This window comes from Butyricimonas muris (assembly GCF_046365375.1).
Lineage (GTDB): Bacteria > Bacteroidota > Bacteroidia > Bacteroidales > Marinifilaceae > Butyricimonas > Butyricimonas muris.
The window spans coordinates 25,368-39,083 of record NZ_JBKEIT010000006.1 but is presented as its reverse complement, the minus strand read 5'-3'; the positions used below and the strand labels follow the sequence as shown (position 1 = coordinate 39,083).

General features: G+C 39.1%; 16 protein-coding genes. All 16 read right to left on the bottom strand.

All coding sequences use genetic code 11. The features are described 5' to 3' along the window. Positions 1-12: 12 nt before the first annotated feature. Complete coding sequence (locus ACK8P8_RS11075) at positions 13-1,182, bottom strand: DegT/DnrJ/EryC1/StrS family aminotransferase (protein WP_099289790.1); 1,170 nt, start codon at positions 1,180-1,182, stop codon at positions 13-15. A gap of 9 nt (positions 1,183-1,191) precedes the next feature. Next, the gene (locus ACK8P8_RS11070; RefSeq protein WP_186977541.1) at positions 1,192-1,785 is read right to left on the bottom strand and encodes an MBL fold metallo-hydrolase; all 594 of its coding nucleotides are present in this window, start codon (positions 1,783-1,785) and stop codon (positions 1,192-1,194) included. 32 nt (positions 1,786-1,817) lie between these two features. Next, positions 1,818-2,879: a lipid II:glycine glycyltransferase FemX gene (locus ACK8P8_RS11065; protein WP_186977543.1), complete on the bottom strand. Its 1,062-nt coding sequence runs from the start codon at positions 2,877-2,879 to the stop codon at positions 1,818-1,820. Continuing rightward, a complete protein-coding gene (locus tag ACK8P8_RS11060; RefSeq protein ID WP_186977545.1) occupies positions 2,876-3,895 on the bottom strand; it encodes a hypothetical protein in 1,020 nt (339 codons plus the stop codon). The genes ACK8P8_RS11065 and ACK8P8_RS11060 overlap by 4 nt, the downstream gene beginning before the upstream one ends. Continuing rightward, positions 3,892-4,521: a sugar transferase gene (locus ACK8P8_RS11055; protein WP_099289802.1), complete on the bottom strand. Its 630-nt coding sequence runs from the start codon at positions 4,519-4,521 to the stop codon at positions 3,892-3,894. The genes ACK8P8_RS11060 and ACK8P8_RS11055 overlap by 4 nt, the downstream gene beginning before the upstream one ends. A 65-nt stretch (positions 4,522-4,586) precedes the next feature. After that, positions 4,587-5,438, bottom strand: coding sequence for a polysaccharide deacetylase family protein (locus tag ACK8P8_RS11050; protein WP_099289786.1), 852 nt, complete (start codon positions 5,436-5,438; stop codon positions 4,587-4,589). A 10-nt stretch (positions 5,439-5,448) separates the two neighbouring features. Further along, complete coding sequence (locus ACK8P8_RS11045) at positions 5,449-6,399, bottom strand: hypothetical protein (protein ID WP_410025876.1); 951 nt, start codon at positions 6,397-6,399, stop codon at positions 5,449-5,451. Positions 6,400-6,507: 108 nt separating this feature from the next. Next, a complete protein-coding gene (locus ACK8P8_RS11040) occupies positions 6,508-7,704 on the bottom strand; it encodes a carboxylate--amine ligase (RefSeq protein WP_303180945.1) in 1,197 nt (398 codons plus the stop codon). 15 nt (positions 7,705-7,719) lie between these two features. Next, on the bottom strand, positions 7,720-8,778 hold the full coding sequence (locus tag ACK8P8_RS11035) for a ketoacyl-ACP synthase III (RefSeq protein ID WP_099289783.1): 1,059 nt from the start codon (positions 8,776-8,778) through the stop codon (positions 7,720-7,722). A 13-nt stretch (positions 8,779-8,791) separates the two neighbouring features. Beyond that, complete coding sequence (locus tag ACK8P8_RS11030; protein ID WP_222621204.1) at positions 8,792-9,040, bottom strand: acyl carrier protein; 249 nt, start codon at positions 9,038-9,040, stop codon at positions 8,792-8,794. 1 nt (position 9,041) lies between these two features. Further along, positions 9,042-10,442, bottom strand: a complete 1,401-nt coding sequence (locus ACK8P8_RS11025) for an AMP-binding protein (protein ID WP_303180947.1) — start codon at positions 10,440-10,442, stop codon at positions 9,042-9,044. Between the two features lie 4 nt (positions 10,443-10,446). Then, the gene (locus ACK8P8_RS11020) at positions 10,447-11,205 is read right to left on the bottom strand and encodes an SDR family NAD(P)-dependent oxidoreductase (protein WP_099289781.1); all 759 of its coding nucleotides are present in this window, start codon (positions 11,203-11,205) and stop codon (positions 10,447-10,449) included. A 5-nt stretch (positions 11,206-11,210) separates the two neighbouring features. Continuing rightward, the gene (locus ACK8P8_RS11015) at positions 11,211-11,969 is read right to left on the bottom strand and encodes an SDR family NAD(P)-dependent oxidoreductase (RefSeq protein WP_369860451.1); all 759 of its coding nucleotides are present in this window, start codon (positions 11,967-11,969) and stop codon (positions 11,211-11,213) included. Between the two features lie 4 nt (positions 11,970-11,973). Continuing rightward, complete coding sequence (locus ACK8P8_RS11010; protein ID WP_099289779.1) at positions 11,974-12,198, bottom strand: acyl carrier protein; 225 nt, start codon at positions 12,196-12,198, stop codon at positions 11,974-11,976. A 12-nt stretch (positions 12,199-12,210) separates the two neighbouring features. Next, positions 12,211-12,441, bottom strand: a complete 231-nt coding sequence (locus ACK8P8_RS11005) for an acyl carrier protein (RefSeq protein ID WP_222621205.1) — start codon at positions 12,439-12,441, stop codon at positions 12,211-12,213. Between the two features lie 30 nt (positions 12,442-12,471). Further along, on the bottom strand, positions 12,472-13,716 hold the full coding sequence (locus ACK8P8_RS11000; RefSeq protein ID WP_186977556.1) for a hypothetical protein: 1,245 nt from the start codon (positions 13,714-13,716) through the stop codon (positions 12,472-12,474).

The following is a 13,716-nucleotide window of genomic DNA, read 5'->3' as shown; positions in this document are numbered from 1 at the left end:
TTTGATCTAAATTCAAGAATTTGTTTTTTGTAAATCACGAATGACGTTTACCACCCGTGCGATATCCTCGTCGGTCAACGTTGGTCCCGACGGCAGACACAAGCCGATCTCGAACAAATGTTCACTCGTTCCATTGCCATAAAATGGAGCATTTGCAAACACGGGTTGTAAATGCATCGGCTTCCACAATGGTCGGCTCTCGATATTATCCGCGTCCAATGCTAAACGGACGTCTTCTCTCGTAAATCCTGCTTCATTCGAATTCACCGTGATGCATGTCAACCAGTAATTAGAATCAAAATCCCCACCTTCCGGTTGACTCATCACACGCACACCTTTCATTCCTTCAAACAGATGTGCATATAAATCATGTATTACCCGTCTTCTATTAATATGTTCTTCCAGCACGAACATTTGTCCCCGCCCTATACCGGCACATATATTACTCATCCGATAATTATACCCGATACAAGAATGCTGATAATGAGGAGCCTTATCCCTTGCTTGCGTGGCATAGAATAACGCCCGCCCGGCAGTATCGTTACAAGGACACACCAAAGCCCCTCCGCCCGAAGTCGTGATTATTTTATTCCCGTTAAAAGACAGTACCGCATACTCTCCAAACATTCCACACTTTTTTCCCTTATACTCGGATCCGAGTGACTCTGCCGCATCTTCTAAAACAGGGATTTCGTATTTTCGGGCTATTGCTAGTATTTCGTCCATTTTTCCGGGCATACCATACAAATGAACCGGTATAATGGCTTTTGGCTTTTTACCAGTCATGGCAATTCTATCGTTAATCGCTTTTTCCAACAATACCGGATCCATATTCCACGTATCCGGTTCACTATCGACAAACACCGGTTTTGCTTCAAGATAGGCAATAGGATTGGCAGATGCCGCAAAGGTAAACGATTGGCAGATTACCTCATCCCCCATCTTCACTCCTAACAGAATCAACCCCAAATGTAATGCTGCCGTTCCCGCACTCAACGCCACAACACTTCTGCCCCCATCTCCCGATTCGCCGTTTCCTGTCAAAAAATCCTGCAAAGATTTTTCAAAAGCATTCACGTTTGGACCTAACGGTACAACCCAATTCGTGTCAAATGCCTCTTGTATAAATTCCTGTTCTCTTCCCCCCATGTGGGCAAGAGACATCCAAATTCTTGAATTCATTCTAATATATTATTCATTAAAAATATAAAACTCCCCATGCCCCGGATACAGGTTTCGACCTTCTGCAATCTTTAGAATAAATTGTAGTGATCGGGCAGCCTCTTCTTTGTCACTACGAGGAAAAGATGTTATAATCTTCAAGCCGGGGATAAAGGAATCTCCCGTGAATATTACTTTCTTCGTGTAGTAAGTCAAACAACTGCTATCGTGCCCGGGGGTTTCCATTATAGTCAACAACTCCCCCGGAAATAATTCTATTTCATCATTATCATGCAATACACACAAATTGTTTCCTGAGAATAAAATGGGGTCATCGTGATATCTGGAGAAATTCAATTTATCAGAAAATAATCCTTCTTTTCCGGCTTCCGAAGTGTATACAACACAATCCGGAAACAATTCGACCAAACGATTAATCCCGTATAAATGGTCATAATGCGTATGCGTGAGAAATATTCCCCGTACCGTTCCCCCCTTGGGAATAGCATCCAACACCGGAGCTACATCCCCCACATCTACTAACCAACACCACTCATGCCCCTCTTCCAATAAAACGTAAGTATTGGAATTAAACACAACATTCACCACTTGAATAATATCCATCAAAGTTTTTTCTGAAAAATGAGATGTATTTCTTAACTGCCACTTCTATATAAAGGGAAAAAATGTGACCCTGTATCAAAAGAATCCGATTCTTTTATACGTTCATTTACTAAATAATCGTAAACGCCTTGATTATATATCATTTTAGAAATAGAAAATTGATTCGCCGCATAACGATGAAAAGCCGCTTTAAAATTATACAGGTTGTCTTTTGAAGCACCTAAACCACCTCCAAGATGAAAAGTTTCAAATCCTTGTTCAGCCCCCCAGCATGCTACCTCATAAAGAAGTAAATTTGTAGGATTTAAGTTACGGTACTCTACCAATGAGCCGGAAAGGTGGTAATGCATTTTTCGGTTAGCAAAAAGAATTATCGCCATTGCTATAATCTTTCCGTCAATCTCCGCATAAAATAATTCGTAATTATTTTTCAAATCAGAGTGAATGGAATCATAAAATGCATCTTCAAAATAATAATATTCTTCAGCATTATCTTTCCGCATGGTTGAATTATAGATTTCCTTAAATATTGAAAGGAAATATCTTTCCTGTTTATGATGAATTACAATTCCGCACTTTTGCGCTCTCCGAATTGTATTTCTATTTTTACTCGTAATATTCTGCCAAATAGTTTCTTTAGAAGTAAGATCCATATGAATAGTATGTCCCAAATCAATAATATCAATCTTACCCCTAAGGCTATCCACATTATTTAAAAGCGGATGCCATCTAACAAACTCACTAACGATCCCTTCTTTAAAGAAGTAATCTTGTAATTCGACGAGCATTGCATCAATTTTTGATTTATCTGCCCCGTCAAAAAGGAAACCACCGTATCCGTAAGGTGTAATCAGATCGAATATTTGATTTTTTTCAGATACACGTGAACGCTTGTTAAGAGAAATCTCACGTTTTATATACACACACATTCCTCGCAACTCGCTTCTCTCCACATAAACAAGAATTGGTATACCATCCCCGTGGATTTGAAAGGCTTTAGCGTAACCGCTTAAATAATATACATCATATTCTTTAAATGATTTAACTATCTCGTCCCATTGTTCCGAGTGTTCCAAGCCAATAATGTTTATCATAACACGGATTCTATTATCTGTTTCAATTCCTCTATATCTTTTTCAGTGTATCTACCATCACAATGGACAGAAAGAATTTTATCTCCAATATTTTGTATCTCAATAGACTGGGAATCACAAATGTTCCATAATATAGCAGGGTAAACACGCCGTTTTATAAGATTTTCTCTTACCTCATCCCGTCTTCTTGTATCCTCGAATAAAAGGATGTATGAAAATGGATTACATTTACTATTCTCCGTGTTAAGTATCTTAAAATAAGCTGAGGCGATACGGGCAAGATTTTTTTGATTCTCGGATTTTTGAAGATACCACGTTACGATATCAAAACTTGCAATATATTCTAAACTCCTATCATCCAGACGAGAAACAGGAAGCCGCTCAAATTCTTTCTCAGTATCTAAGTATAAATTTCTAAAACAATTCTTATCATCAATGCTCCCCTGTAAATACAACTTTTTTAATTCCATGCCACGCCACCTTTTTTGGGCAAGGCTTTCATTCTCTTCAACACGTTGAAAAATTTTCTCTCCCAAGAATCCTTTCGGTGACCATAAAATCCCCCCCTCCGGAATAGGAATCGTCTTTCTCAAAGAAGCGATACACCAATCTGCATCACTTTTTTGTGCCCACTCTCCAATTAAATCGTGCGAATGATCTTCTATTACAGGAACAGGTATGTCAACGTTACTTCTAAAACCCCGAAGTCCGAAAAAATTTACCCTTAATAAAACATCACCTTTTTTGAAGTCTATTTTAGATATCAAGGATGTATCGTTAGCCAAAGGCGAATCTTCATAAAAGACAACTTCAACTGGACTATTCTTTATCGTATCTACAACCTCATAGCAGAAATAGACCGGCATCCAAATGCGTTTCCACTTAAAATAATCAATAAGCCAGAGTATACATTGTCTTCCATCCGCTAAAAATTGGGAATTAGGATAAAAGTTTACGATAGATTTTTCCCCGTGGAAATTATCTATCACATGAAAATCAGAACCAAATTCTATCATTGTTTTTTTAACCGCTCTAAAAAATGAAGATCATCCACTTCCTTCATATTCCCCGCACCTTCTCCGATATTTTCTTTGGTAAAGATTTTTTTAATCGTAATAAAAACAATCTTTATATCAGTCATTAAGGTACAGTGATCGACATACCACACATCATATTCGAATTTTTTACTCAACAAAAGCAAATTTCTACCATGAACCTGAGCCCAACCGGTAATCCCGGGTCGTACTTCATGCCTTCGATTTTGTTCCGCGGAATACAGAGGGAGATATTGGATAACTAACGGTCTTGGTCCTATAAGCGACATATCACCTTTCAGCACATTAAAAAGCTGAGGCAATTCATCTATCGAAGTCCCGCGAATAAAACGTCCCACTCTTGTAAGTCTTAACGCATCCGGTAATAACTTTCCATCTTTATCACGCTCATCAGTCATGGATTTAAACTTTATGACTTTAAATATTTTTCCATTTTTACCCGGTCTTTCTTGTACAAAGAAAATTCCCGCACCCTTGTTCGCGAAAAAAAGCCATATAGCAATAATTCCTAAAATCGGCCAAATAACCGACAATACACAGAATACTGCGATAAAGTCAATCACACGCTTAAAAAAATATTTATACACCACCATGAAATTTTATAACAACAAGAAAAAACACAAACATTTTCTATTACACGATAGAAAAAAAATCAAATATTTATGATTCGTTGTTTTTGCCAATCAAATAAATTATCAGCTTCTTGAAGAGAAATAAACTCAAAGTCTTTGACCAACTTTTGAAACTTCCCAAAACTCCCTTTAAGCCCGTAATAAGTTTTAAAATAACGTATTGCAGCGGGTTCTCGTTCCCATCCTTTATAACGCCTTTCCTGTTTATTATCAAAATCCTTCATGTGGAAATACGTCATCACGTAATCGTGTTCCCTCACGAAAGAACGAATCATGCCATAAGGAAACAATCGAAAATATCCTCCCCCGGAATAGGCCACGGATTTTCCACACAACGTGACCATGGGGATCGGGTACTCTTTAATACGAATCCCATTGTATTCTACTATCGCAGGCCGATCTGTCTGAAAATTATTAAAACCGCCAAAAGAACGATTAGCCGGGAAAACCGAAGAATCAATTTCAATCCCGTACTTATGCAAAATTTCAAAGATATACTTGTTCTCATCCGAAATTGAAAAAGCAGGAGCTCGATAAGCCGTGATTTTTCTACCTATTAACTGCTCGATAGAATCAATTCCCACTCGTGTATCTTCTTCCGCTCCGGCATAATCAAATTTATACAAAAAAGTATGAGAATTGGAATGACTTCCTATATGATGCCCTGCCCGATCTATTTTACGAACGACATCCGGAGCACAACGAGCCATCTCGCCAAGAATAAAGAAAGTTGCTTTATAACCATGCTCCTCAAGAATATCCAAAATACGCTCCAAATAATCATTTAAACGAGGCAGCCAATCAACTTTATTGCCTAGTTTATAATATTCATATGCCCACCAATCCTCTATATCAAAAGTTAGTATGTTCATGATTCCTGACTTAATAATACACAAAATCCAAATCTGAATCTGCTGACGTGATCAAAATATTTTCATTTCTCATCATCTTTGGAGCACCTGTTGCAGTATGCAATTTTTTTTTCATTTTTATTGTCAACGGGTTACATGAAATCCATGAATAATTTCTCGATGTTAAGGTGATAACGATACCTATTTTATTCATTTTTGCCAATTTTACAACAGCTAGCATCATTCTCCTCTCGTAAATAGATCGGCTACACCTGAAATCCACCAGGGACAACATATCAATCCCGCTAAGACGTGTTTTTCTCACGACCAGATACCCCTTCGTTATTCCATCAATCAGATAATTATACATATGATACTCATCCTTCCTATACATATTGAAGAATCTATTTTTCAAGAATGACCTGTCACGAACAAACTCAACTGTATCCTCCATCCAATAACCATTTTCAGGAATATCTGTTTTTTCAACATCATCGACTTTCACGAATAATTCGTTCTTGTTTAATTCAAATGTATCGGGATAATTTTCTCCGGGTTTATACCTTAAAAGTCCTATTTTCTTTAAAGCGGCAGTTACAACAAATCGATTCAATGAAATATACACTCTCACCGGATCAAGCTTAATGAATACATCCATTAGCTTAGATTGTATATTCCACGCAATATCCGTAATACCTGTCGAAAACCAATTCGTAAATTGATTTATATGACCGTATAACATTTTACTTAATCCTTTTCCCCTGAAATGACTGGAAATAATCACGTTCGCAACAAAAAAAACATTCTTTTCTTTCCCTTCATGCAATGACATTCTTGTTTCATTAGCAGTTGTACAACCAATAATCTTATTTTCATTCATCAAGATCACGGTCTTATTCCAATTTTCCTGTTTTCCATGATCCAAATTAGTCAACCACCAATCCAGATAAGATCGACTCCTATTAGGATATTCTGCAATCATGAAAGTCAATAACCTCTCGTGCCACTCCGGTGTATACAAAACTGTCTTTATATCCGTCATTTTCGTGTAGAAACCCAAATGTGTTACCAATCAAGAAATATCAAACCATTAAACTCTAGTTCCATCTTTAGATTTTCTAAAAGACGGGCTTAGTTGCTTTTTTATATTATGCATGGTTCCCCAAATAAAAGGTAATGGGTCTTTAATATCTAAATCCTGAAAATACAAATTTTTACCCCAAAAACGGAACCAACTCGGGTATGTATTGAAACGTTTGGATGAATAAAAGAACCATAACATTTCAAAACCGATATGCCTTAAAAATTTACCATAGCGATACTCGTATTTTTGTTGAGGATTTCCCATATACTCGTCTAAAATAATTCTTCCCCAATCTATACCCGAAACAATCGCCGCTTTAACGCAAGCCGGAACTCTTGGATTTAACTCCATGATTTTCAAATCACCTTCTTCCGGGTCTTCGATAAGATCAAAATCAGCAAAGCCTACCCAACCTAAATCTTTCAACAGATTATAACAAATCTCTACCACTTCCTTATTCTCAACAGTTACGGCACAACAACTACTTCCTCCATTTTCCGGATACCATCTATATTTATAAATGACAGACGAACATACCAACTCCTGCTTCTCGTTCACGTATAGCTGAACTTCCACTTGAGCTCCACCTTGTTTTATGTATTTCTGCAAATGACAATCACCATATTGGGCATAAATTATCGGATATTTTTCCAATAACTCTTCATAGGAATGAACCAGCGTCATACCTCTTCCTCCACAGGTATGATTAGGTTTTATTAATAGCGGAAACACGCATTTCTCTTTACCGACTTTTTCTATATTCTCTAATGAATTGATTGTAAATGGATGTGGATAATTTTTAGCCTTGCATAAACTCATCAATTTGTTTTTATCATATCCATTCTCAAATACATTATAATCCGGAACTTGGAACCTAACATATTGTGATAATGCCTCTTTATTTTTACTTAAAAACTTAGAAGCCATATCTGACATCGGAATAACCGCATCTATCTTTTCTTTTCTTACAACATCAACAACGAAGTCATAGAATAAAACAGTATCGTCTTTTAAGTTACAGAAATATTTTTTCGAAATATATTTTGAATCATCCGCGTACGAATGTTTTCCGTGATATATCATCACGACCCTGTTACCCAGTTTACGTAAAGACTTGACTATTATTAGTCCCTGCGTTCCGCCATCAAGTACTAAAATATTATACATATAGTTTGCCGGAACTTTATCAAATCTATTCTGCACAAGACTCCCAAATTACTATACCAAAACCAACTCGGGCACAATCATCGGTTGGGACTTCATCCACACGGTTCCCCAAGTCAATCCTAATCCGAAAGAAGACATAAGTAAAGTTTTCTCTTCTTTTATCAATTGTTCCCGCAAACGTGTCACCATTAACGAGGGAATAGAAGCTCCCCCCAGATTCCCGAATTCTTCCAAATTATATGGTACCTTTCCTAATGGCAACTTCAATTTTTTAACAATCCGATCAACAATCATCTTGTTTGCTTGATGGATAAGAAAATAGTCTATATCATGATCTCTGTCAATATTATAATCCGCCATAAAGGTTTCTATCGACTTGGGTGGTTTGGAAATCGCAAAAGAAAACACGTTCATTCCGTTTATCAACGTGTGCACGGGTGCTCGAACAATCCCGTGCCCGAAATCTTCATACACGAAAGACTCTTCCGTGATCGGGTGACGAAATCCCCCGTGGGGAGTCATCAACGCCTCGTATCCTTTCCCGTACGAGTGAAAATCAACCACGATGTCATGTGCTGTCCGATCATATTCTAACGCCATTGCCGTACCACAATCACCAAACAACGGTACTCGGCTTTTATCTTTCATGGATCCCATTCTTAAAGCCGTGTCCCCGACAAGCAATAAGGCGCGTTTCACGCTACCGGAAGATAATAAATTTCCTCCTGTTGTAATGGCATACATACAACCGCAACACCCCATCGGGATATCCATCGTGAAACAATTCTCCGAAAATCCCAACCGTTCCTGCAATAAACAAGACGTGGGCGGAGTTTTATAATCTCCGGTTACCGACTCGAATATCAAAACATCCACGCTCTCTCGTTCCCACTTCAAGTCAGCTAAAAGTTTTTCCGCAGCAGCAAAACACAGATCCGATGCGCAAACATCATCCGAAGCAAGATGTCTTTGCTTAATACCAACCGTATTATTGAATACCTCGGCTTCTTCCGGGGTAAAAAAGTCAAAATCCGTCGTATGAATCACGTTTCGAGGAACAGCTGCCGCAACTCCTGCCACTCTCACGTTTTTTATCTCCCACCTTGCCATAAGTCTTACCGTGTTAAATTTCCACCCCGTACACTCTCAATATCTCTTTGCCCGTCTTATAAGACGTGAAACCCATGATATCTTCCGGCTCAAACATGATATCAAACGTTTCTTCCAGTAATGCAATTACATTCAATTGATGCACGGAATCCCACTCCTTTACACTATCCTTTGAAAAATCATCATTCAAAACATTCTCTGCCACACCAAAGACTTCCGTGAATACCTTGTTATATTTCTGCTCCATTATTATTATTTTCATTTTATTGGTTACTCAATTTACTATACAAAATCTTCCCCACGTTATTCTTAGGCAACTCGGGAATCACCCTTACCTCGAAAGCCGAAGCCACAATCCCGGTCTTTACCACCAGTTCTCCTTTTACCTGTTCTTGCAGTTCGGGTCGCGTAATGTAAACCATCATCTTCACGTCCGTTCCCACACAACCGCATTCTATCGGGTATTTCGATTTAATGATATGCTCGCACTCGTCCAACCCTACCCGAGTCCCGTATAGCTTCAGGAAACGCCCTGTACGCCCCACGATATAATAAAATCCGTCACTATCCCGATACGCCAAATCTCCCGTCTTCAGACTTCCGTTTCGCGTATCTCCCAAAGCCAAATCCTCCTTACACAAGGCATACCCCAATGTCACATTCTTTCCCCGGTAGCACAATTCCCCCTCCCGATTATTTTCCTCAATCACTTGTCCCCCCGTGTCCGTCAGGTACAATTCCCCGTTAGGCACAGCTTTACCAATACTACCACACTTTGACAAAGCAAATTCCGGCGGTAAATACGCCATTCTGGCTGTTCCTTCCGTCTGACCGTAAGTGGCTATCCATCGTTTCCCTGTTTGTTGTGCGTATTCCACAAATTGAAGATTCAATTCCCTTGACAGTTTTCCCCCGCCTTGTGTCAACAACTCCAAATCGGGCAGAGCCATCCTGAAAAAACGCATCATTCGCAAGATCTCGAAACTGTAAGGTACTCCCGTGAAACTCGTCGCTTTTTGTTCTTTTAAAAAAATCCAAAACTCCCGCTGTGTCATACTCAAATCCGTGGCAAGAATAGTCGCTCCAACGAACAAATGACTGAACACAACTGATAACCCCATCGTGTAATACAAGGGTAACACAAGTAGCGGTCTAGCACTTTTTTTTAATTGAAAAAAAGTCGAGATGTTCAACGCGGAAGCCTCCACGTTCTCGTAACTGTGCCGCACCAATTTCGGGCTGCCCGTGGAACCGGACGTGGGTAAAAGATGCGATAACTTCTCATGTAGCGGATAAGCCATATTCCCCGTTTTCAATAAGGAATAACCGAAACGACTCAACTTCTGTCCAAAACCGAATCGTTTAGCATCCCTACTTGGAACACATACATAACCGGGTTGGTAAATTGAGTATAGCTGTTCCAATAATTCCCCATCTATCTTAGGATTCAACAACAAAGGGACAATTCCGGTATTTATGAATCCCATACTCCAAGCAATCCCACCCGCGTCATTATCGGCAAAAACGAACACCAGAGAACGATTGGGGAGCTCTCGTTTCAATTCTTCTGAAAACTCCACCAGTTCCCCATATCTCAACTTGTTTCCGGCAGAATCTACTACCGCCAAAGAATCAGCATCATGCTTATTAATATTCAGTACCATACCTTTATATTGACGCACAACCGTCCACTCCTAAAATCTGTCCGGAAATATAAGAAGCCCTCTCGGAAGCCAGAAAAGCACAGGCATTAGCCACGTCTTCCGGGCTCCCCAAACGTCCGAGAGCAATTTTTCCTATGCGTTGATCAATCTTGTTTCCCGTGGTTTCGTACAACTCAGTGAAGCGTTCCGTTTCCACGATTCCCGGAGCCACCGCATTCACCCGTATTCCTTGTGAAGCAAGTTCCTTCGCTGCCGATTTTGTCAAGGATATAACCGCCCCCTTTGTTGCCGAATAAGCAACTTGTCCCGGCGATCCTAATACAGCTGTCACAGAAGCAATATTCACAATCGAACCGGTCTTATTTCTTGCCATAAATCGGGCGGCCAGTTGTACCAACTCCAAGACGGCGATCACATTCACCCGAAACATCAATTCCGTTTCATCACGAACAATCATTCCCATCTTCCGGTTGAAAACCACTCCCGCATTATTCACCAGCACATCTATTCTTCCCTCCTGCTTGTGAATTGACATCAGTGCTCTTTTCATCTCTGCACTATTCGTAATATCGCAACAAACGGGTATTACTCTTGTCCCGAAACGTTCAGCACAAGCCCCTACCCATTGCTCCATTACTCCAACCTGCCGATCAAAAGCATATACCACCGCTCCATCCCCGGCAAAACGCTCAACGATAGCTTTACCGATACCTTGGGCAGCACCCGTGATTATACAAACCTTACCTTGTAACAATCTTTCCATAAGTATTAACTTAAAGTCATCCCTCCATCTATTTTTAAAGCAGTTCCGGTCACCCACGAGGAAGCATCCGATAACAAATAAATAACAGCCAAGGCTACATCTAAAGGTTGCCCATATCGCCCCAAGGGATAGTTTTGCAATTCTTTTCGGTGATCTTCTTCCGTGAATTGTCCATTACACACTAAATTGGTTTCCACCATACCGGGATTAACACTATTGCATCGAACACCTTTAGGTCCCAATTCAAGTGCCACCGTCCTCATAAACGCATCTATTCCACATTTAGTGGTAGCATAAATCCCGTTCCCGACAGAAACCCGAAAAACACCACCCGCCGAAGCCGTAAAGACAATCGAAGTACCCCGTTTCACTCTCTTCCTTTTCACGAGATATTTTGTCAATAACATCGGGGCTATCAAGTTTATTCGCTGAACCCTTTCGATCTCGGCTATTGTAATAAATTGAGTTAAGGTAAGTTTCATGACTCCGGCATTACAAACACACCCGTCCAAAGCAGGTACATTCTCGACCAAGTCCGCTATTTCTTGTTCCTCGGTAAGATCAATCTTATAATAGCGATGTTCTTGACCGGAAACAACCTCAAGGGAAGATAAAGTTTCTTTCAACCCCTCTTCATTTATGTCTGTCAAAATCAAGCTCGCACCCAACCTTGAACACTCGATAGCAGTAGTTCTGCCAATTCCTCCGGCTGCCCCGGTTATCAATAGCACCTTCCCGTCCAGAGAGTATGGATTGTAACCCATAATATTATTTCTTCTCCAACACTTTATTATACAAATCTTCTATTGTCACCGCATCACGAATATCTTCTCCATTAAGTACAATATCATACTCTTCATCAATCATGGAGATTAATGCCAAAGCAATCAAGGAAGACCATTCATCCAACTCTCTGAATTTTGTTCCCGCCTTAAACACTTCCGGATCCGTTTCTTCAAATAACTCCGCAAATTGTTTTATGAAATTTTGCATATCCGTATCAATTTATCGAGTTTGTATTAAATTATATAATTCCTTAATCGTAGACACGGAACGCAGATCCGCTCCCGTAAGGAATTTATCAAATTCCTCATCAATCATTGATATAATTGAAAGCGCTACCAAAGATCCCCATTCTTCCAATTTTTTGTATTCTGTATCAGGAGTAAAAGTTTCAATAGGAGTTTCATCAAACTCTGCTGCAAATCTCTGCACAAATTCATCTAATGTAATCATAATAAATACTCAATTATATTAATACTAATTTTATTTTGAATCGTAAACTCGTTTACTATATATGCTATAATTATACATGCAAATAGCAATAAATATCAAAAAATATATATAAGGTTGGTGCATCATCCATGCCCGATGAAGATAAACCAGAAATAGCGCACAAATCAGGAATATTCCCTGTCTGAATTTAGCACCTAACAAAGCTGTATAAGCTAAAATTACAGATAAAATCAAACCGATATATCCTAAAAGAAGAATTAATCCGCGATAATCAGAAAGAACAACTTCACTGTCAAGTTTACCTAAACCCGATATCACCTTGGACGAATGAGTAAACTGTTCGTAGTAATAAGCCCCTGTTTGGTTAATACGTTCATCCAAAGCCCCCTGTAAAGAATTTGTTGAGATAAAAGAACCTACAATTTGCTCTAGATTTCTTTCATAAAGTAAAAACGATAACTGTGCTTGTAAACTTTCATCTAAACTAAAAAAGATAATCGTACAAAATAACAAAAAAGACAGGTAAATTTTCAACTTTCTCCATCCTACCTTATTGACCATCATGTCATATAACTCTCCCAATCCGGCAAGGATGACAAAATTTATTGAAAACGTCAACATACCACAGATCACGATCCACTTACTGATACTATTTCGGGCAAATCGATCTATCAAAAATATAAAACCCAAAATAATGGCAAAGTGTCCCGGTTCTTGCAAAGGGCCACACGCCCGCGGAATGACAGAAGATAGAAAGCCTCCTTTAGCCGTAACAACGATACAACCATACACCCGATAGGTTACACCTGCCATTTCATGAACGTTGGACTGTGCTTCCAACTCGTAATAGGGCAAATACTGTATAATCCCCGTTACCGCACAAATGGCGATAACGCATGAACCTATGGCTAAAAAAATGATTACATTTCTAAATAGGGAATACACCTTGTACAGAAGCTCATTCCGCCAAAAAGCCAACAGTATCAGTGGGGAAAAAATAAAAAAACGAATTGCCGTAGCTAAAATTCCATCATCCAACCTCCACGTTAAATAAGCAAAAAAAACAAACACAGAAAAAGCCAACAATAATCTCTTTGAGGTAAAAAACAATTTTCTTCTATTATACAAAAACAACGTAGCTATAACTACCAAAACCCCAACGAGTGTTGTCAATCTATTTTCAAGCGGATTCCAAAGATAAAAAGGATTTATAGCCGTAAATATCCAAAGGAATCCGGCTAAAGATGAAAATCCGCTAACAAGATTCATCTGCAT

Excerpts from the sequence above, each read along its gene's own strand:
- ACK8P8_RS11000 (WP_186977556.1), bottom strand. The coding sequence starts at position 13,716 with ATGCAGATGAATCTTGTTAGCGGATTTTCATCTTTAGCCGGATTCCTT.
- ACK8P8_RS11065 (WP_186977543.1), bottom strand. The coding sequence starts at position 2,879 with ATGATAAACATTATTGGCTTGGAACACTCGGAACAATGGGACGAGATA.
- ACK8P8_RS11060 (WP_186977545.1), bottom strand. The coding sequence starts at position 3,895 with ATGATAGAATTTGGTTCTGATTTTCATGTGATAGATAATTTCCACGGG.
- ACK8P8_RS11015 (WP_369860451.1), bottom strand. The coding sequence starts at position 11,969 with ATGGGTTACAATCCATACTCTCTGGACGGGAAGGTGCTATTGATAACC.
- ACK8P8_RS11070 (WP_186977541.1), bottom strand. The coding sequence starts at position 1,785 with ATGGATATTATTCAAGTGGTGAATGTTGTGTTTAATTCCAATACTTAC.
- ACK8P8_RS11010 (WP_099289779.1), bottom strand. The coding sequence starts at position 12,198 with ATGCAAAATTTCATAAAACAATTTGCGGAGTTATTTGAAGAAACGGAT.
- ACK8P8_RS11030 (WP_222621204.1), bottom strand. The coding sequence starts at position 9,040 with ATGAAAATAATAATAATGGAGCAGAAATATAACAAGGTATTCACGGAA.
- ACK8P8_RS11025 (WP_303180947.1), bottom strand. The coding sequence starts at position 10,442 with ATGGTACTGAATATTAATAAGCATGATGCTGATTCTTTGGCGGTAGTA.
- ACK8P8_RS11075 (WP_099289790.1), bottom strand. The coding sequence starts at position 1,182 with ATGAATTCAAGAATTTGGATGTCTCTTGCCCACATGGGGGGAAGAGAA.
- ACK8P8_RS11020 (WP_099289781.1), bottom strand. The coding sequence starts at position 11,205 with ATGGAAAGATTGTTACAAGGTAAGGTTTGTATAATCACGGGTGCTGCC.
- ACK8P8_RS11050 (WP_099289786.1), bottom strand. The coding sequence starts at position 5,438 with ATGAACATACTAACTTTTGATATAGAGGATTGGTGGGCATATGAATAT.
- ACK8P8_RS11005 (WP_222621205.1), bottom strand. The coding sequence starts at position 12,441 with ATGATTACATTAGATGAATTTGTGCAGAGATTTGCAGCAGAGTTTGAT.
- ACK8P8_RS11035 (WP_099289783.1), bottom strand. The coding sequence starts at position 8,778 with ATGGCAAGGTGGGAGATAAAAAACGTGAGAGTGGCAGGAGTTGCGGCA.
- ACK8P8_RS11045 (WP_410025876.1), bottom strand. The coding sequence starts at position 6,399 with ATGATTGCAGAATATCCTAATAGGAGTCGATCTTATCTGGATTGGTGG.